Raw genomic sequence first — 18,477 nt, 5'->3', positions numbered from 1 at the left:
TGGGGCAAAGAGATTAAATATGTCAGAGTCGGAATTGACTGCATACTTATTGTAGGAGGAACAAACGATGTTTGATGATCGAACAAGGAAACTAGATGGCTACTATGCGCATTTAGAGTATGTGGCAGAAGAAAAACAATTAGCAAGAATGGAAGGTAGAGAAGAAGGGCCCTCACAACCATTGTTGGCTTAATAAAGAAAGGCCTTTTGTCTATTGAAAATGGAGCTCAACAGTTAAACATTTCAGAATTAGAATTGACTTCGTATATACAGTAAAAAATAAAATGTTGTTACATCTTATCAGTTGATGAGGAGTAACAACCTAAATCAATAGAAGTGAAAACGAGTTCTCCGATTATTTCGGGGAGCTCGTTTTTGATACGATTGGTGATTGGACGATTACGCTACACGGAGAGCTTTTTCACTACCATTCATATTAATTACTACCAAATAGCAATTGTTCGAGTTCACGTCGTTGAACTTTCATGGTTGCTGTTCTTGGAATTTTATCATAATCCATCATAATTGGTTCATTTAGATGAGGTAAGTTTTCAATAGCTTTAAACCATAATTCCTCTTGGAAGAGTTCTCCATCGGCAATAGCTACGATTGGTTGTGGATAGCCATGATTATCACGAATAATGACGACTTCTTCAAGGAACGGTAGATGGTCTAGTAAATAATCTTCTATTGCTAGTGTGCTTTCTACGGTTTCTACTAAGTCTACTTGACGGTCATGAAGGAGTAATTCACCGTTATCATTGATAAGGCCGTAATCACCAGTATCCCACCATTCATTGTACACATTTTCTTGGAATCGAGCATCTTCTTTGAAGTACGTTAACGCTCGTCCTTTAGAATATAATTGAATATTACCTGGTGTGTTCGTTGGTAGAAGTGTACCGTCATTTGTTGCAATTCTTGCCTTTGTAAAATGTTCAAACCCGACTCCCATATTACGAATATTCATTCCTGATAATGATTCTAATGTGTGTTTACGAACGATGGCAGGTCCGCATTCACTTTGTCCATAAATTTGTAAATAAATGGCATTTTTCTTGCGATTCGTTTTTAAAAATGTAGCCATAGTTTCCTTATTAATCGCATCAAATGTCGAGTGATAATAACGAGTATGTTCAAATAATTCTGGACGTTTTTTAGCTAGTGTAGCCCATTGAACAAAATTATTTGGATGCGTTTCAATTCCAATTGGTTGGTATTGTTGCAGTAAATACTCGATATTTTGAATACTAGGATCTTTAATCGCTAAATAAGGATATCCTAAACTCATTAACGAAGAGATTCCAATATTAAAACGAGAGTGTACCGGAGAAATATGAAATGCTAGCAATCCTTTTTCTTTCATTTTTGAAAAAATACTCTTTTGGAAAGCGGTTCGCCATCCCATGCTGTTAGCAGAGTGTGCAATTAGTTTAGGAATACCGGTTGTACCAGAAGTGTGTGTCATATAACTAATTTCATTTGGATCAAGGGAAATGAAAGGGGTAATGGTTTCAATTTGTTCTTGGATTTCTTGTATCGAAAGAGCCTTTGCTTTATTTTTTTCTTGTAAAAGCATTACTTTTTCTGCTGTTTTATTATCATAAATTAACCAAGCATCTTCTAATCGCTCAAAAAATGTATCAATGATGGAAGTAGGTAAGTGACCAGAAGTCATCACTGGAATAGCTCCTAAATAGGAAATTGCACAGGCTAATAAATAAGTATCGATAGCAGAAGATTTATATACCATCACTTTTTCTCTTTTTTGAATGCCTAAATTTGCTAATTGAAAGGCACGTTTTTGAATGATGGTTAAACTTTCTTGGTAAGTTGTTTCTAAGCCAAATTCAGGGAAAGCAGATAAAACTTTATCGAAATAGATTTTTGTATTTGGGAAGTCATAGCAAGCTTTCTCATAATTTTTATATAACTGTAAAGGTTCGTGTTCATAAATGGTAGACATAGTAACATCCTTTCGAAATAATCTTCATCTAGTATACAAGAGTAGAAAATAACATGCAAAAAAAATTTTTATATAGGTGTATGCAAACGTTTTAATATTTGGTAAAATACACTTATGCAACCGGTTTAATACTGGTAGAAATAGGAGTTGATAAATGTGCAAATTAAAAATGAAGCGATGCTGATTACTTATTCAGATAGCTTAGGAAAAAACATGAAGGATCTAAAATTTGTTTTAGAAACCTACTTTAAAGAATCAATTGGAGGAGTACACTTACTTCCATTTTTCCCTTCAACAGGTGATAGAGGATTTGCACCAAGTGATTATACGACCGTTGATCCAGACTTAGGTAGCTGGGAAGATGTCGATGCATTAGGAGAGAAATATTACTTAATGTTTGATTTTATGATTAATCATATTTCTCGTGAATCAAAATTTTTCCAAGATTTTAAAAAGAATCATGAAAATTCTCCTTATAAAGATATGTTTATTCGTGTCCATGAATTTTTCCCTCCTGGACGTCCAACACAAGAAGATATCGATTTAATCTACAAGAGAAAAGATAAAGCACCTTTCCAAACAGTTCATTTTGAAGATGGTACAACAGAAGAAGTGTGGAATACATTTGGTGAGGAACAAATTGACTTAGATGTTAAAAAAGAAATTGTAAAAGCATTTATTCGTGAAACTATTAAAGATATGGCAAGTCACGGATGTTCCTTAATTCGTTTAGACGCTTTTGCCTATGCTGTGAAAAAATTAGATACAAATGATTTCTTTGTAGAGCCTGAAATTTGGGATTTATTAGATGAAGTACGAGCAGAAGCTGCGAAACATCAAGTAGAATTATTGCCTGAAATTCATGAACATTATTCGATACAAATGAAAATTGCAGATCATGATTATTTTGTATATGATTTTGCATTACCAATGGTTGTGTTGTATTCGCTTTATAGTGGCAAGTCTAATCGACTAGCTAATTGGTTAAAAATGAGTCCAATGAAACAATTTACAACATTAGATACACATGATGGAATTGGTGTTGTAGATGCAAGAGATTTATTAACAGATGAAGAATTAGATTATACTTCAGAACAATTGTATAAAGTTGGAGCGAATGTGAAGAGAGTCTATTCAAGTGAAAAATATAATAACTTGGATATTTATCAAATTAATAGTACGTACTATAGTGCATTAGGAAATGATGATGCAAGTTACTTACTATCAAGAATTTTACAATGTTTTGCTCCAGGGATTCCTCAGATTTATTATGTAGGATTATTAGCTGGGGAAAATGATATTGAACTTCTTGAAGCAACAAAAGAAGGACGTAATATTAATCGTCATTACTATACATTAGAAGAAATTGAAAAAGAAGTTGAACGACCAGTTGTTAAACAATTATTATCATTATTACGTTTTAGAAATACTTCAAAAGCATTTGATTTGGAAGGAGACATAGAAATTTTAACTCCAGATGAATCAACGATTGAAATTGTTCGTACAAGTGCTGATCAACAAACAAAAGCTCGTTTAATTGCAAACTTAGCTTCAAAAGAATATACCATTGAAGAAAATGGAGTAGCAATCTATTTATAAAAAATTGAATAAAGGGGAGGAATTTCTCCCCTTTTATATCTGCTTGTAAGAATATAAAACTATTTATGAAAATGATAATTGAAACTAAATGAAAATATTTTCTTTTAAAAAATTCGTTTTCTACTATTTACAAAAACAGAAAAATATTGTATGATAAATATGTGATAAAAATAACAAGCAACGGAGGAATTCCCAGTGAGTGAAGAGAAAAAAGTAGTAGACTCTCAAAAAGAAGTGAATGAATTAGTGGAGAAAGGGCTAGTTGCACTTGAAAAGTTTAGATTGCTCAATCAAGAACAAGTGGACTATATTGTAGCGAAAGCATCAGTAGCAGCTCTTGATCAACATGGTGTGTTAGCATTACACGCTGTAGAAGAAACTGGTCGTGGAGTTTTCGAAGATAAAGCGACTAAAAATTTATTTGCATGTGAACACGTAGTTCATAATATGCGTCATACGAAAACCGTTGGAGTTATTGAAGATGACGAAGTAACAGGTTTAACATTAATTGCAGAACCAGTAGGGGTTGTCTGTGGTATTACACCAACAACTAACCCAACTTCAACAGCAATTTTCAAATCATTAATTGCTTTGAAAACACGTAACCCAATCGTATTTGCATTCCATCCATCAGCTCAAAAGAGTTCAGCTCATGCAGCTCAAATCGTTCGTGATGCAGCGATTGCAGCTGGAGCACCTGAAGACTGTATTCAATGGATTGAACATCCATCAATCGAAGCAACAAATGCTTTAATGAATCATGATGGTATTGCAACGATCTTAGCAACAGGTGGTAATGCAATGGTTAAAGCCGCTTATTCTTGCGGAAAACCAGCTTTAGGGGTAGGTGCTGGTAACGTACCTGCATATGTTGAAAAATCTGCAAATATTCGTCAAGCTGCTCACGATATCGTAATGAGTAAATCATTCGATAACGGAATGGTTTGTGCTTCAGAACAAGCAGCTATTATTGATAAAGAAATTTATGATGAGTTTGTAGCAGAATTAAAGAGCTACCATACTTATTTTGTATCTAAAAAAGAAAAAGCATTACTTGAAGAGTTCTGCTTCGGCGTAAAAGCAAACAGTAAAAACTGTGCAGGTGCTAAATTAAACGCTAATATCGTAGGTAAACCTGCTGCATGGATTGCAGAACAAGCAGGATTCTCAGTTCCAGAAGGAACAAATATTTTAGCAGCTGAATGTAGTGAAGTAGGGGAAAAAGAACCTTTAACTCGTGAAAAATTATCTCCAGTGATTGCAATCTTAAAATCTGAATCTCGTGAAGATGGTGTTGAGAAAGCAAGACAAATGGTTGAATTTAACGGTTTAGGACACTCTGCAGCTATTCATACAGAAGATGCTGAATTAGCGAAAGAATTTGGACGTATTGTTCGTGCGATTCGTGTTATTTGGAACGCTCCATCTACATTTGGTGGTATCGGGGATGTTTACAATGCCTTCATTCCATCTCTAACTTTAGGTTGTGGTTCTTATGGACGTAACTCAGTTGGTGATAACGTAAGCGTTGTGAATCTATTAAATATCAAAAAAGTAGGGAGACGTAGAAATAATATGCAATGGTTTAAAGTTCCTTCGAAAATCTATTTCGAACGTGATTCAATTCAATACTTACAAAAAATGAAAAATGTAGAACGTGTAATGATTGTAACTGACCAACAAATGGTTAACTTAGGATTCTTACAACGTGTCATTGAACAATTAGAATTACGTCCAAACAAAGTTATTTACGAAGTATTTTCAGATGTTGAACCAGATCCAGATATTACAACTGTTAACCGTGGTGCTGAAATTATGAAATCATTCGAACCAGATACAATCGTAGCTCTTGGTGGTGGTTCTGTAATGGATGCTGCTAAAGTAATGTGGATGTTCTACGAACAACCCCAAATTGACTTCCGTGATTTAGTACAAAAATTCATGGATATTCGTAAACGTGCATTCAAATTCCCTGAATTAGGTGAAAAAGCTAAATATGTTGGTATCCCAACAACTTCAGGTACAGGTTCTGAAGTAACTCCGTTTGCCGTTATTTCTGATAAAGCAAATAATCGTAAATATCCTTTAGCAGACTACTCATTAACTCCAACAATTGCGATTGTTGACCCAGCATTAGTAATGACTGTTCCAGGATTTGTTACTGCAGACACAGGTATGGACGTGTTAACTCACGCAGTTGAAGCATATACTTCAACATTAGCGAATGACTATACTGATGGTTTAGCATTACAAGCAATCAAATTAGTATTTGAAAACTTAGAAAGTTCAGTTAAAAACGGAGACTTCGTTTCAAGAGAAAAAATGCATAATGCTTCTACAATGGCTGGTATGGCATTTGCCAATGCATTCCTTGGAATGTCTCACTCAATGGCTCACAAAGTTGGTGGATTCTTCCATACAGTTCACGGACGTACAAATGCGATCTTACTTCCATATGTTATCCGTTACAATGGTACTCGTCCAGCTAAAACTTCTACATGGCCTAAATACAACTACTACCGTGCAGATGAAAAATTCCAAGACATTGCTAGAATGTTAGGATTACCTTCATCAACTCCTGAAGAAGCAGTAGATGCTTTAGCAAAAGCTGTTTATGAATTAGGAGAACGTGTAGGAATTGAAATGAACTTCAAAGCTCAAGGTGTAGATGAAAAAGAATGGAAAGAAACAATCCATGAAATCGCATTATTAGCATATGAAGATCAATGTTCACCAGCGAACCCTCGTTTACCAATGGTTGCTCACATGGAAGAAATTCTTGCTGATGCATACTATGGTTACGCAGCTCGTCCTGGACGTTTAAAATAATTCGTTAGATATTTATAAAGCGTAGTAGTGTTCGAACTATTACGCTTTTTTGTATGCATAAGGAAAATTTTATTTAGAAGAGAAATATTCCGTAAGTTTTATATAAAAAAATATATTTTTTCTGAAAAGTAGTACAGTTGCTTTGTTTATTTTGATACAGTTTTATGGTATACTATTTTACAAATAAAAGGTTACATGCAAATCTTTTATACAGTTGTCAGGGAAGTTCAAAGGAGGAAGCAATATGACACCTAATAAAGAAGACTATATCAAGGCAATTTATAAATTAGGTGGTAATCATGAACTCGTTTCTAATAAGTCAATCACGAAAATGCTTCAAATTTCAGCAGCATCTACTACTGAAATGCTAAATAAATTAGTAGCAGAGGAATATGTAACTTATGAACGATATAAGGGTGCGAGACTGACAGAAAAGGGAATCATGTTTGCCGAACGTTTAATTCGCACACATAAAATCTGGGAAGTTTTTTTAGTGAAGTCTTTAGGCTTTTCGCCAGAAGAAGTACATGCTCAAGCTGAAGTATTAGAACATGCCTCTTCACCTGAATTAATTGAACGCTTAGTAGAATTTTTAGATGATCCAACTCATTGTCCTCATGGAGAAATTATTCCAACACTTCATGAGTAATACCAATGCATGAAATAAATGCGATTTGGAGGAGAAAATATGTCAACCAAGCACCAACGAATTATTGAATATATTGAATCATTGCCTGTTGGCGAAAAGATTTCTGTACGAACAATTGCCAAAAATATGCAGTTAAGTGAAGGAACGGCATATCGAGCCATCAAAGCGGCAGAAAACTTAGGAATTGTTTCAACGATTGAACGTGTTGGAACTATTCGTATTGAAAGAAAATCTAAAGATAATTTTGAAAAACTTTCTTTTGGGGAAGTTGTTAAAATTATTGAAGGAGAAGTATATGGCGGTTCTAAAGGATTAGATAAAATTTTAAATCGTTTCGTTATTGGAGCAATGACGGAAGAAGCGATGACACGCTATATTCAACCAGAATCATTATTAATTATTGGGAATCGAGATGCTGCTCAATTATCAGCCTTAGAGCAGGGTGCTGCTGTGTTAATTACGGGTGGATTTTCTGCTTCTATTGAATTAATCCGTAGGGCGGATGAATTGGAAATTCCTGTAATTGGAACAACTTATGATACATTTACAGTAGCATCTTTAATTAATCGTGCAATGAGTGACCAATTAATTAAGAAAAAAATTATGATTGTAGCAGACATCTATACTGAATTTTCTCAAACAAATTACTTAATGTTAGATGATACAGTCGAAGATTATCGAAAAATGAATCATAAAACTGGAAATTCAAGATTCCCAGTCATTAATCATTCTAATCGATTAGTGGGAATTGTTACGGCAAAAGATGTTATTGGTAAAAATGATCATATAGTCATTGAACGAGTGATGACAAGAAACCCAAGCATTACGAAATTGCATGCAAGTGTAGCGAGTGTAGCACATTCTATGATTTGGAATGGATTAGAGATGCTTCCAGTAGTTCAAGATAATATGGAATTAATTGGAATTATTTCCCGTCAAGATGTGATGAAAGCTATGCAATTAGCTCAAAGACAACCGCAAGTGGGAAACACTTTTGAAGATGATGTAGCGGAAAGTTTGAATGTTGTAGAAATGGATACTCAACTATCTAAGTTCCAATTTAAAGTGACTCCACAAATGACCAATAATTTAGGAATGTTATCATTCGGGGTTCTTTGTGAAGTAGTGAGTGTAGCTTCTAAAGAGTTTATTTCTCGTAGTCAACGAAGAAATGCTGTTATTGAACAGTTAGATTTACATTATTTAAAAATGATTCCAATTGATAGTGATATTATTTTACAAATTCAGTCACTTGATAATGGAAGAAAAATTACAAAATTAGATATTTCTGTTTACTTAGAAAATAGTATTGTTGCTAAAGCAGTGATGTCTAGTCAATTGATGGAAAGGAATTAATAGTTAGAATGAATAAACAAGAATACTTATTAGCAATTGATCAAGAAATTCAAAAGGCGGACTCTATCGTAATTTTACGACATGAGTTACCTGATCCAGATGCCATTGGTTCTCAAATTGCTTTGAAAAAAATTATTGAAGCAACATACCCAAATAAAAAAGTGTATGCTTTAGGAGAAATGAATGAAGATTTAGCATATTTTGGTACAATGGATGACATTTCTCAAGAAGTATTTGATGCTTCATTAATCATTGTGAATGATACAGCAAATACTCCACGTATTGATTCTCCATACGAAGTTCATCCATCAGAAGTGATTAAGATTGATCACCATCCTGATAGAGATGTTTATGGGAAAATTTCATACGTTGATACAACTGCTAGTAGTACAAGTGAAATTTTATGTCAATTTGTATTTAGTGAAAATTCACCTTGGAAAGTGAATGAAGAAGTTGCGAATGCCTTATATGCAGGAATTGTAGGGGATACAGGACGTTTCTTATACCCAGCAACTACAACAGTGACTTTCGAAATGGTGTCTAAATTATTAGAATTTCCAGTGAAAATTTCAGAAATTGCTTATCATATGATTACGAATCCTGTTTCAGTTAGTCGTTTAGCTGGTTACATTTACCAAAATATGGAAATTTCTGAAAATGGAGTAGCGATTACCATTTTAAGCCAAGAACAATTAAAAGAGTTTGGAGTAGAAGAACATCAAACTCATGGAGTTATTTCATTACCAAGTACAGTTGAAGGAGTTCATTGCTGGTGCTTATTTGTAGAGCAACCAGATGGTACTTATCGTTGTAATTTACGTTCAAAAGGACCAATCGTAAATGAAATTGCTGCGAACCATGGAGGTGGAGGACATCCGCTTGCATCTGGTGCAGTTGTGAAAACATTGGAAGAAGTACACCAAATGGCTGAAGAATTGAATGAATCTTCTAAAAAATTTATCTCTTCATTGAAATAATGACGAGTTATAGTTGACTTTAGTTGGATAGAATAATACAATGGTTATTGAGTTGGATTATTCTATCCAACGATTGTTTATGCAATTAATTTTGAAAATTTAAAAATGAGACGGAGGTGACTCAATGAACTCAGAACTATTAACAGGAGGCCTCGCGATCTTAACTTTAGTAATCGGAATTGTTGCTGGATATTTTGTTTTCAAATCCAATTATGAGAAAAAAGTTGTAGCTGCTCGTGAATCGGCTGAAATGATTTTAGAAGATGCTAAAAAAGATGCTGACCGATTAAAAAAGGAAGTATTATTAGAAGCTAAGGAAGAAAATCATAAGTATCGTACTGAAGTTGAAAATGAGTTAAAAGAAAGAAGAAATGAAGTTTTACTGCAAGAAAAACGGATGATTCAAAGGGAACAAAATCTTGATCGTAAAGATGAAGTTTTAGAAAAACGTGAACAATCCATTGAAGATAAAGAAAACAAACTTCAAGAGAGAGTACAAGTCATGACGGAAAAAGAAGAAGAGATTGACAATGTGCTATCTGAACAAAGAGCAGAATTAGAACGCATTTCAACGATTAGTCGTGAAGAAGCACAACAAATTATCATGCAGGAAACACGTGATGAATTAAGTCACGAACGTGCTGTCATGATAAAAGAATCTGAACAACGTGCTAAGGATGAAGCAGATAGAGCGGCTAAAGATATTATCTTACAAGCCATTCAACGTTCTGCTGCAGATTTAGTAGCAGAAAATACAGTTACTGTGATGACATTACCAAATGACGAAATGAAAGGACGAATTATCGGACGTGAAGGAAGAAATATTCGTACTTTAGAATCATTAACAGGGATTGATTTAATTATCGATGAAACACCAGAAGCTGTAGTACTAAGTGGATTTGACCCAATTCGTAGAGAAATTGCTAAGATGACTCTAGAAAAATTAATTGCAGATGGACGTATTCATCCTGCAAGAATTGAAGAAATGGTTGAAAAATCTCGTAAAGAAATGGATGAAAGAATTCGTTCGATTGGGGAACAAGCAACATTTGAAGTTGGAATTCATTCATTACATCCAGACTTAATTAAAATTTTAGGTCGATTATATTTCCGTACAAGTTATGGACAAAATGTTTTAAATCATAGTATCGAAGTTGCAAAACTAGCAGGAATTATGGCTGGTGAGCTTGGAGAAGATGTAAATATTGCTAAAAGAGCTGGTTTACTTCATGATTTAGGAAAAGCATTAGACCATGAAATTGAAGGTTCACACGTTGAAATCGGTGCGGAAATTGCTCAAAAATACAAAGAAAACAAAATTGTGGTTAATGCTATTGCATCTCATCATGGAGATGTTGAAGCGACCTCGACAATTGCGATATTAGTAGCTGCAGCAGATGCCTTATCAGCTGCAAGACCAGGAGCACGTAGTGAATCCTTGGAAAACTACATTCGTCGTTTAGAACGATTAGAAGCTATTGCAAATGAACACGAAGGTGTAGAACGTAGCTTTGCAATTCAAGCGGGTCGTGAAATTCGTGTGATGGTTCATCCAGAGAAAATTGATGATGCAAGTTCGATTTTATTAGCACGTGAAATTCGTAAACAAATTGAAGAAGAACTACAATATCCAGGACATATTAAGGTTACAGTTATTCGTGAAACAAGAGCTGTAGAATATGCTAAATAATGAAAAACACGCTAGAAAATCTAGCGTGTTTTTTTACTAGTTATTTTGTCCCGTCGTCTGTGTTGTTACTTCGTTTCTAACAGGAGCTTGAGTTGTTTGCCCATTTTGTTGGGCGGGTTGTTGTGGTTGCTGAGGATTTTGTTGATTCGTTATTGTGCTAGTTTTTTCTTTTTCTTCAGGTTTAGTTCCTAATTTTAGTTCATGTGTTACTGGATCCGATGTTTTATCTTTTATTGTAACGGTTAAACTAATGGTTACAGATTCACCTGCAATATTTTTGAAAGTAGCGGTAGTTTTATCAACGGTTTGAGTTTGTCCTCCAACGCTAATAGTATATTTAGGTTTTTCTTCGTCAGATTTAACAGCATTCCATGTAACGGTAACTTCTTTTTTAGTAGCATCATAACTAACATTTAATCCTGATGGCGGAGCAATTTTTTCCTCTACATATTGTTGAGTTGGTACAGCACCTTTTACAAATAATTCTATACTTACTTTATCAGCAGGAGTATTTGGTCCAGCTAATGCTAGAGGATTTGATCCAACAACAATTTGTGAAGAGACAACACTCGAAGGTTGTTCCCAATCTTTAACTGGAGTTTGTTTCATGGCAAAATTCATTAAGTGACCGTAAATCCATTTTGAATAATTGGCTTCAGTTTGAGATAATCCATGACCTTTTGTATAAGGATTATCATACCCAGTCCATACAGAAATAGTGTATGCAGGAGAATATCCAATAAACCATGAATCTGGAATGACAAATTCACTATCTGAAGCTCCAAGTTGTTTTCTTTGTTCTGGTGTATAGTTCGTTGAACCAGTTTTAGCAGCATGTGGAAGATTTCCCATACGTAAATCATTTGCAAATCCATAAGTGAACGTATCTTTTAGCATATTTGTAATCATATACGCTGTAGAGTCTTTCATGGCTTGATGTTGATCTGGTTTAAATTGTAATACTTGACCGTCACGTGTTGTAATTTTTGTTACTGTATATGGTTTAGAATAAGTACCATAGTTGGCAAATGCAGAGTAAGCTGCAGCCATTTTTAACGGAGATAAGTTTGCACCAATAGAGTTACTTTCTACTAAGGATTCTTTTCCATCATTTGTAACAGATAATTCTAATTTTTTTAGGAAAGCTTGAATATTATCATTTCCAACTGCTTTAAAAGTTTGATAGGCAGGAGTATTACGAGATAATACTAATGCTTTACGCATCGTCATTGTTCCCATAAATTGATTATCCCAGTTATTTAGTTCGAATCCACTTGAATAAGTTGTTGGTTTATCGACCATGGTTTGTCCAGTAGAGTAATTTAAATATTCAATGGCAGGACCGTAATCCATAATTGGTTTAATCGTTGAACCAGTACTTCTATCATTTTGAACCGCACGATTATAAGCTAATAAATTCGTTTGTTTACGGCCACCATTAATCGCTCTTACCGCACCTGTAGTAGAATCTAACATAACAACCGCATTTTGTACGTTGTCATCTACGTATTGAACGTAATGATTTGTATTGAGAATTTCATATAAATGATTTTGTGCCTGTGAATTAACCGTAGTTTCAATTGTTAATCCATCTGAATAAACATCTAAGCCAGTTTTTTCTTTTACTTCATCGGCTACCATTGTTAAAAATGAGTCAAAGATTAAACGATTATCATCTGTTGATACTTGCTCATGTTCGGCAATTAGGCCTTCAGTTATCGGAGTTGCTTTTGCTTCTTGTAATTGAGCGTCTGTTAATTTGCCATTATCTTTCATAGATTGTAATACAATATCACGACGTTCTTGAGCTTGTTCTGGATGAGCATATGGATCATATGAACTTGGAGCTTGTGGCATTCCAGCGAGTAATGCTAATTGCGGAATTGTTAATTCTTTCAATTCTTTTCCAAAGTAGTAATTAGCAGCAGTACCAAATCCATAAGTATTATTAGCCATATAAACTTTGTTTAAATAGTATGTCAAAATTTGTTCTTTTGAAAATTCTCGTTCAATTTGTAAAGCTAATAATATTTCTTGAATTTTACGTTTGTAAGTTTGGTCTTCTTTTTTAGTAGAGAAAACAGATAGTTTAATTAATTGTTGAGTAATAGTACTACCACCCTGAGTAATATGTCCTGCACGTAAGTTACGAACAAAAGAACCAACAATACGAATTGGATCGATTCCTAAGTGGGAATAGTAACGTTTATCTTCAATTGAAGTAATGGCATCTTTTAATCCTTGTGGAACTTCTTCTGGTTCAATTAAATCACGATTTTCACCACCTAATTTAGTAATGAGTTCCTGATTCATATCAAAAATTTGAGTTTCCGTAGCTCCTTGAAGATCCGCAGCTGAAATCTTTGGTGTTGTAGAAGCATAGTAGAAAAATAAACCAGAAAGTGTAATGGAAATTAAAACAATGATAAAAAATAGAGTTAATCCTATTTTTTTCCAAATACGACCTTTCTTATTACTTTTAGTTTTCTTTGTTTGATTTTGTTTTGTACGTCTAGTTCGTCGTGTTTCTGGCATAGACAACCTCCTAAATTTTATCAATCAATTTATCAACTACTGGAATATAATCTAAAATAGACTGTACGGTTAATGGAATAGGTTCTCCATATTTTTTTATGTAATCTAATGGAATAGATTTTTTATTTTCTTTATTTTCTTTTATAAACGATATTAAATACTGACTTTCTAATAAATAGTATTCATTCAAAGAAGAAAAATAAAAGATTACAAATACAATGCCACCTTGAAAAATACATTCTTCCATATGTTGTAATTGATGTTCATGTATATTTATAAAAGGAAACGAAGTTTTATTTTTTGTTTCTTTTGCTTCGAAATCAATATAGCATCCACGATAAACTCCGTTGTAGTCAGTAGTAGAAGCATGTCGGTAATAAGCTTCTTTAATCACTGCTGCACTTCGTTTTGGATAATCCACTTTAACTACTTGTATGGGAGTTGGTTTTTTATGGATAACGGCTATTTTTCTTAATCGATAATAATCGTTTGTTTGATTCAATAAAGTTTCTAAGAACATTCCTCGACTACCATATGTAACAGTAGAAGTTTGAGGAGAGGAAATTTTTCCATGTCCTTTTGGGTATTGAATCATAATATCACCCCTAATCTTAATCTATTATACCATTGATTTTAGTGTAAAAGCTAAAATTATTGTTAAGATTCGCAACAACTAGATTACAATTTGGTTTCGAGATAGAAATTTTAATGATTTATTAAAAAAATAAACAGAAATATTTTACAATTTTACAAAGGTGTTGTAAAATAAATGAGTATGTAAATAGCTCATCAATTCATTTGATGAAGTAAGAATTTTTTGGAGGAAAGCTATGACAGCAAAATTTGAAAAAATCAACACAAATGAAGTTGTGTTAACATTTGAAATTTCAGAAGAATCAATTAAACAAGGTTTAGAAGTTGCTTTTAACCGTGTGAAAAAGAACTTAAACGTTCCTGGTTTCCGTAAAGGTAAAGTAAGTCGCCAAGTTTTCAACAAAATGTATGGTGAAGAAGCATTATATCAAGATGCATTAAACTACTTATTACCAGATGCATATGACAATGCAGTAGAAGAAACTGGTATTTTCCCAGTAACTCAACCAAAAATTGATATTGAATCATTAGAAAAAGGTCAACCATGGGTTATCAAAGCAACTGTAATTGTTAAACCTGAAGTAAAATTAGGTGAATACAAAGGATTAACTGTTGAAAAACAAGATCGTACAGTTTCTGAACAAGATGTAGAAGACCGCTTATTACAAGAACAAGCTAAATCAGCTGAGTTAGTTGTTAAAGAAGGTGCTGCTGAATTAGCAGATACAGTTGTTATTGACTTTGAAGGTTTCTTAGGTGAAGAAGCATTTGAAGGTGGAAAAGGTGAAAACTACTCATTAGAATTAGGTTCAGGTTCATTTATTCCTGGATTTGAAGATCAATTAGTAGGCGCGAAAGAAGGCGACAACGTTGAAGTAAAAGTTACATTCCCAGAAGAATATCATGCAGAAAACTTAAAAGGTCAAGATGCGGTATTCAAAGTAACAGTTCACGAAGTTAAAACAAAAGAATTACCAGAATTAACAGATGAATTTGCTAAAGATATTGATGATTCAGTTGAAACATTAGCAGAATTAAAAGAAAAATTCCGTAAAGAATTAGAAGAAGCTAAAGCTGAAGCAGCTGACGAAGCTGTAGCTGACTTAGCATTACGCCAAGCAGTTGAAAATGCTGAAATCGTTGAATTACCAGCTGAAATGGTTCACGAAGAAGTACATCGTCAAATGCAACACTACTTAAACGACATGCGTCGTAACGGTATTACACCAGAAATGTACTACCAAATCACAGGTACAACTGAAGCTGATTTACACAAAATGATGGAAAAAGATGCTGATGTACGTACTAAAACGAACTTAGTATTAGAACAAATCGTTAAAGATGAAAACATTGAAGTTACTGAAGCTGATGTTGATGCAGAAGTGAAAGAATTAGCTGCTCAATACGGTATGGAAGAAGGAGCTGTTCGTGCAGCTGTTTCAGTTGAAATGTTGAAAAACGATATTTCAATGAAAAAAGCATTAGCTTTAATTACTGAATCTGCAGTAGAAGCATAATTATAAAAGTGATGAAGAACAATCTTGGAAACAAGGTTGTTCTTTTTTATGGAAAATATTGAAAATAGAATGGACTTTCCTTGTTCTAAGTCTTTAGATATGCTAATCTACTATTATAGTGTCAAAAATTGAATGGAGGTTACATAGTTGTATAAAGATAAACAAAACCATGTCTGTTGTTCTTTTTGCGGGAAGTCACAAGATCAAGTGAAAAAAATTATCGCTGGACCAGATGTTTTTATTTGTAATGAATGTGTAGATTTATGTAAAGAAATCATTGATGAAGAATTATTAACACAATTTTTTGAAGGAGAATTAACCGTACCAAAACCACAAGAAATTCGTGAGATTTTAAATGAATATGTCATTGGGCAAGAAAATGCTAAAAAAGCATTAGCGGTTGCTGTATATAATCATTATAAACGTATTAATCATTTAGTAGAGGAAGATGAAGTAGAGTTACAAAAGAGTAATATTTGTTTAATTGGACCAACTGGTTCAGGGAAAACGTATTTAGCTCAATCATTAGCGCGACTATTAAATGTACCATTTGCCATTGCCGATGCAACAACATTAACCGAAGCTGGATATGTTGGGGAAGATGTGGAAAATATTTTACTAAAACTTCTTCAAGCAACGGATTATGATGTTGAACGTGCACAAAAAGGAATTATTTATATTGATGAAATCGATAAAATTGCACGTAAAAGTGAAAATGTATCGATTACTCGAGATGTAAGTGGTGAAGGTGTACAACAAGCATTATTAAAAATTTTAGAAGGAACGATAGCTTCTGTTCCACCACAAGGTGGACGTAAACATCCTCAACAAGAATTAATCCAAATCGATACGACGGATATTTTATTTATTGTTGGTGGAGCTTTTGACGGAATTGAAACAATTGTTAAGGAAAGACTTGGAGCAAAAGTGATTGGATTCGGTTCTTCTAATAAAAATCTTAGTGAGCATGATAGTTTAATGCAAATGATAATTCCAGAAGATTTACAAAAATTTGGATTGATTCCAGAATTTATTGGACGTTTACCGATTATTGCAGCATTAGAAAAATTAGAACAAAAAGATTTAGTTTCGATTTTAACAGAGCCTAAAAATGCCTTAGTGAAACAATATCAAAAATTATTCTTGATGGATGAAGTTCAATTAGAATTTGAACAAGATGCTTTAGAGGCAATTGCAGCAAAGGCCATTGAACGAAAAACAGGAGCTCGTGGACTTCGTTCAATTATTGAATCTGTGATGATGGATTTAATGTTTGAAATTCCAAGTAGAGAAGAAGTTGCGAAAGTCATTGTGACAAAAGCGGTTGTGGATAATGAAGGACAACCTGAATTATATAATAAGAAAGGCAAATTATTAAAAGTATAATAGTATATGACAACAATAGGATTTCGTAATTCATTAAAGATGAAACAATCAAAAATCTAAGTTTTATCTCTTACGAGATTCCTATGAATTAGGGGGATTTTTATGTCTGCAATTCGTAAATTTTTTGCAAAGCGTTACACAAAAGAAGAATTTTCGTGGATTTTACAAGATTGGGCTAATTCAGTGTATTCATTAATGATTACTACAGCTATATTCCCAATTTTCTTTAAAACAGTTACTACAAATGCAGGAGTATCTGCAGCTAACTCAACAGCTTATTTAGGCTATGCCAATTCAATTGCAACTTTTGTTGTTTCTGTGATGGCACCTGTATTAGGAGCCTTAGCGGATTATAGAGGATATCGAAACCCAATGTTTACCATTTCAACAATGGTCGGTGTACTCTCAGTTCTTGGTATGATTTTTTCGGGCAGTGATCAATGGATGTTCTTATTAGTCTTATATACGATTTCTGCCATTGGATTTTCTGCTTCTAATATTTTTTATGATAGTTCCATTATGGATGTGACAACTTATGATCGTATGGACCGCATTTCAGCAGCAGGATATGGTTATGGGTATATTGGAAGTGTCATTCCATTTGTCTTATTTATGATGATTATGCAATTTTCTTCATTTGCTGGAGATATCATTGTAAAAATTGGATTCCTTATTACTGCTGTTTGGTGGTTTGTATTTACGATTCCATTTTGGAAGTATGTAAAACAAAAACATTTTATCGAACATGATAAGCATCCGGTATTTGACAGTTTTGCACGTTTATTTGAAACGATTAAACATATTCGTGAACATAAACAAGTATTTTTATTTTTAATTGCTTATTTCTTCTATATTGATGGAATTGGGACAATTATAAAAATGGCAACAGCTGTAGGAAGCGATGTAGGATTAGATGGAAATAGTTTGATTATGATTTTGTTAATCGTTCAAATTGTTGCATTTCCATTTAGTATCTTCTATGGATATCTTGCCAAAAAAATTGGTGCAAAAAATACAGTGTTTTTAGGAATTGCGACTTATATTATTATCTGTATTTTAGCAACAGGGTTAAAAACTTATACGGACTTCTTATTATTAGCCATTTGTATTGGTACTGCTCAAGGTGGAGTTCAATCTTTAAGTCGTTCTATTTTTGGACAAATTATTCCGGCAAATCGTGCCAATGAATTTTTCGGATTTTATAATATTTTTGGGAAATTTTCATCGATTCTTGGAACAACATTATTAGGAATTACTGCGCAAATGACTGGTAATTCATTAGATGGAGTCTTTTCTCTAATTGTTCTATTCTTAATTGGAGGAGGATTATTATTCTTTGTAAAAATAAATCCTCAAACAACTGAGAAAGGAGCGTAATC

The 18,477-nt window shown here is 33.5% G+C and carries 13 protein-coding genes; 10 read left to right on the top strand and 3 right to left on the bottom strand.

What is annotated here, in order from left to right:
- The first annotated feature begins 67 nt into the window (after positions 1 to 67).
- Positions 68 to 193 carry a hypothetical protein gene (locus tag RYL55_RS02495; RefSeq protein ID WP_315006980.1) on the top strand — a complete coding sequence of 42 codons (126 nt, stop codon included), beginning with the start codon at positions 68 to 70 and terminating at the stop codon, positions 191 to 193.
- A 243-nt stretch (positions 194 to 436) separates the two neighbouring features.
- Here RYL55_RS02495 and RYL55_RS02490 read toward each other — a convergent pair whose 3' ends face one another.
- A complete protein-coding gene (locus RYL55_RS02490; protein ID WP_315006978.1) occupies positions 437 to 1,966 on the bottom strand; it encodes an AMP-binding protein in 1,530 nt (509 codons plus the stop codon).
- A 156-nt stretch (positions 1,967 to 2,122) separates the two neighbouring features.
- On the opposite strand from RYL55_RS02490, the gene gtfA reads away from it, so the two are divergent.
- The 6 genes from gtfA to rny all read left to right on the top strand — a co-directional run bounded on the left by gtfA (position 2,123) and on the right by rny (position 11,066).
- Complete coding sequence (gene gtfA / locus RYL55_RS02485) at positions 2,123 to 3,565, top strand: sucrose phosphorylase (protein ID WP_315006976.1); 1,443 nt, start codon at positions 2,123 to 2,125, stop codon at positions 3,563 to 3,565.
- A gap of 195 nt (positions 3,566 to 3,760) precedes the next feature.
- Positions 3,761 to 6,394: a bifunctional acetaldehyde-CoA/alcohol dehydrogenase gene (gene adhE, locus RYL55_RS02480; protein ID WP_315006974.1), complete on the top strand. Its 2,634-nt coding sequence runs from the start codon at positions 3,761 to 3,763 to the stop codon at positions 6,392 to 6,394.
- A 244-nt stretch (positions 6,395 to 6,638) separates the two neighbouring features.
- A complete protein-coding gene (locus tag RYL55_RS02475) occupies positions 6,639 to 7,043 on the top strand; it encodes a metal-dependent transcriptional regulator (RefSeq protein WP_315006972.1) in 405 nt (134 codons plus the stop codon).
- Positions 7,044 to 7,082: 39 nt separating this feature from the next.
- Positions 7,083 to 8,399, top strand: coding sequence for a DRTGG domain-containing protein (locus tag RYL55_RS02470; RefSeq protein ID WP_315006970.1), 1,317 nt, complete (start codon positions 7,083 to 7,085; stop codon positions 8,397 to 8,399).
- An 8-nt stretch (positions 8,400 to 8,407) separates the two neighbouring features.
- Entirely contained in the window at positions 8,408 to 9,376 is a 969-nt protein-coding gene (locus RYL55_RS02465) for a bifunctional oligoribonuclease/PAP phosphatase NrnA (RefSeq protein ID WP_315006968.1), read from the top strand.
- 124 nt (positions 9,377 to 9,500) lie between these two features.
- Positions 9,501 to 11,066: a ribonuclease Y gene (rny, locus tag RYL55_RS02460; protein ID WP_315006966.1), complete on the top strand. Its 1,566-nt coding sequence runs from the start codon at positions 9,501 to 9,503 to the stop codon at positions 11,064 to 11,066.
- A gap of 36 nt (positions 11,067 to 11,102) precedes the next feature.
- Here rny and RYL55_RS02455 read toward each other — a convergent pair whose 3' ends face one another.
- Positions 11,103 to 13,601: a PBP1A family penicillin-binding protein gene (locus RYL55_RS02455; protein WP_315006964.1), complete on the bottom strand. Its 2,499-nt coding sequence runs from the start codon at positions 13,599 to 13,601 to the stop codon at positions 11,103 to 11,105.
- A gap of 10 nt (positions 13,602 to 13,611) precedes the next feature.
- The gene (recU, locus tag RYL55_RS02450) at positions 13,612 to 14,199 is read right to left on the bottom strand and encodes a Holliday junction resolvase RecU (RefSeq protein WP_399545504.1); all 588 of its coding nucleotides are present in this window, start codon (positions 14,197 to 14,199) and stop codon (positions 13,612 to 13,614) included.
- Positions 14,200 to 14,431: 232 nt separating this feature from the next.
- Here recU and tig point away from each other — a divergent pair, with 232 nt between their 5' ends.
- The 3 genes from tig (at position 14,432) to RYL55_RS02435 (ending at position 18,475) form a co-directional block, all read left to right on the top strand.
- A complete protein-coding gene (gene tig / locus RYL55_RS02445; protein WP_315006960.1) occupies positions 14,432 to 15,712 on the top strand; it encodes a trigger factor in 1,281 nt (426 codons plus the stop codon).
- A 147-nt stretch (positions 15,713 to 15,859) separates the two neighbouring features.
- Positions 15,860 to 17,098, top strand: a complete 1,239-nt coding sequence (gene clpX, locus RYL55_RS02440; protein ID WP_315006958.1) for an ATP-dependent Clp protease ATP-binding subunit ClpX — start codon at positions 15,860 to 15,862, stop codon at positions 17,096 to 17,098.
- Between the two features lie 102 nt (positions 17,099 to 17,200).
- Positions 17,201 to 18,475: an MFS transporter gene (locus RYL55_RS02435; protein ID WP_315006956.1), complete on the top strand. Its 1,275-nt coding sequence runs from the start codon at positions 17,201 to 17,203 to the stop codon at positions 18,473 to 18,475.
- Positions 18,476 to 18,477: the final 2 nt, after the last annotated feature.

Source organism: uncultured Granulicatella sp. (genome assembly GCF_963515615.1).
Taxonomy (GTDB): domain Bacteria; phylum Bacillota; class Bacilli; order Lactobacillales; family Aerococcaceae; genus Granulicatella.
This window is presented reverse-complemented; position numbering and strand designations above follow the sequence as displayed.

Bases quoted from the DNA above. Each gene is read 5' to 3' on its own strand.
- RYL55_RS02495 (WP_315006980.1), top strand. From the start codon at position 68: ATGTTTGATGATCGAACAAGGAAACTAGATGGCTACTATGCGCATTTA.
- RYL55_RS02490 (WP_315006978.1), bottom strand. From the start codon at position 1,966: ATGTCTACCATTTATGAACACGAACCTTTACAGTTATATAAAAATTAT.
- RYL55_RS02475 (WP_315006972.1), top strand. From the start codon at position 6,639: ATGACACCTAATAAAGAAGACTATATCAAGGCAATTTATAAATTAGGT.
- RYL55_RS02470 (WP_315006970.1), top strand. From the start codon at position 7,083: ATGTCAACCAAGCACCAACGAATTATTGAATATATTGAATCATTGCCT.
- RYL55_RS02465 (WP_315006968.1), top strand. From the start codon at position 8,408: ATGAATAAACAAGAATACTTATTAGCAATTGATCAAGAAATTCAAAAG.
- rny (WP_315006966.1), top strand. From the start codon at position 9,501: ATGAACTCAGAACTATTAACAGGAGGCCTCGCGATCTTAACTTTAGTA.
- RYL55_RS02455 (WP_315006964.1), bottom strand. From the start codon at position 13,601: ATGCCAGAAACACGACGAACTAGACGTACAAAACAAAATCAAACAAAG.
- tig (WP_315006960.1), top strand. From the start codon at position 14,432: ATGACAGCAAAATTTGAAAAAATCAACACAAATGAAGTTGTGTTAACA.
- RYL55_RS02435 (WP_315006956.1), top strand. From the start codon at position 17,201: ATGTCTGCAATTCGTAAATTTTTTGCAAAGCGTTACACAAAAGAAGAA.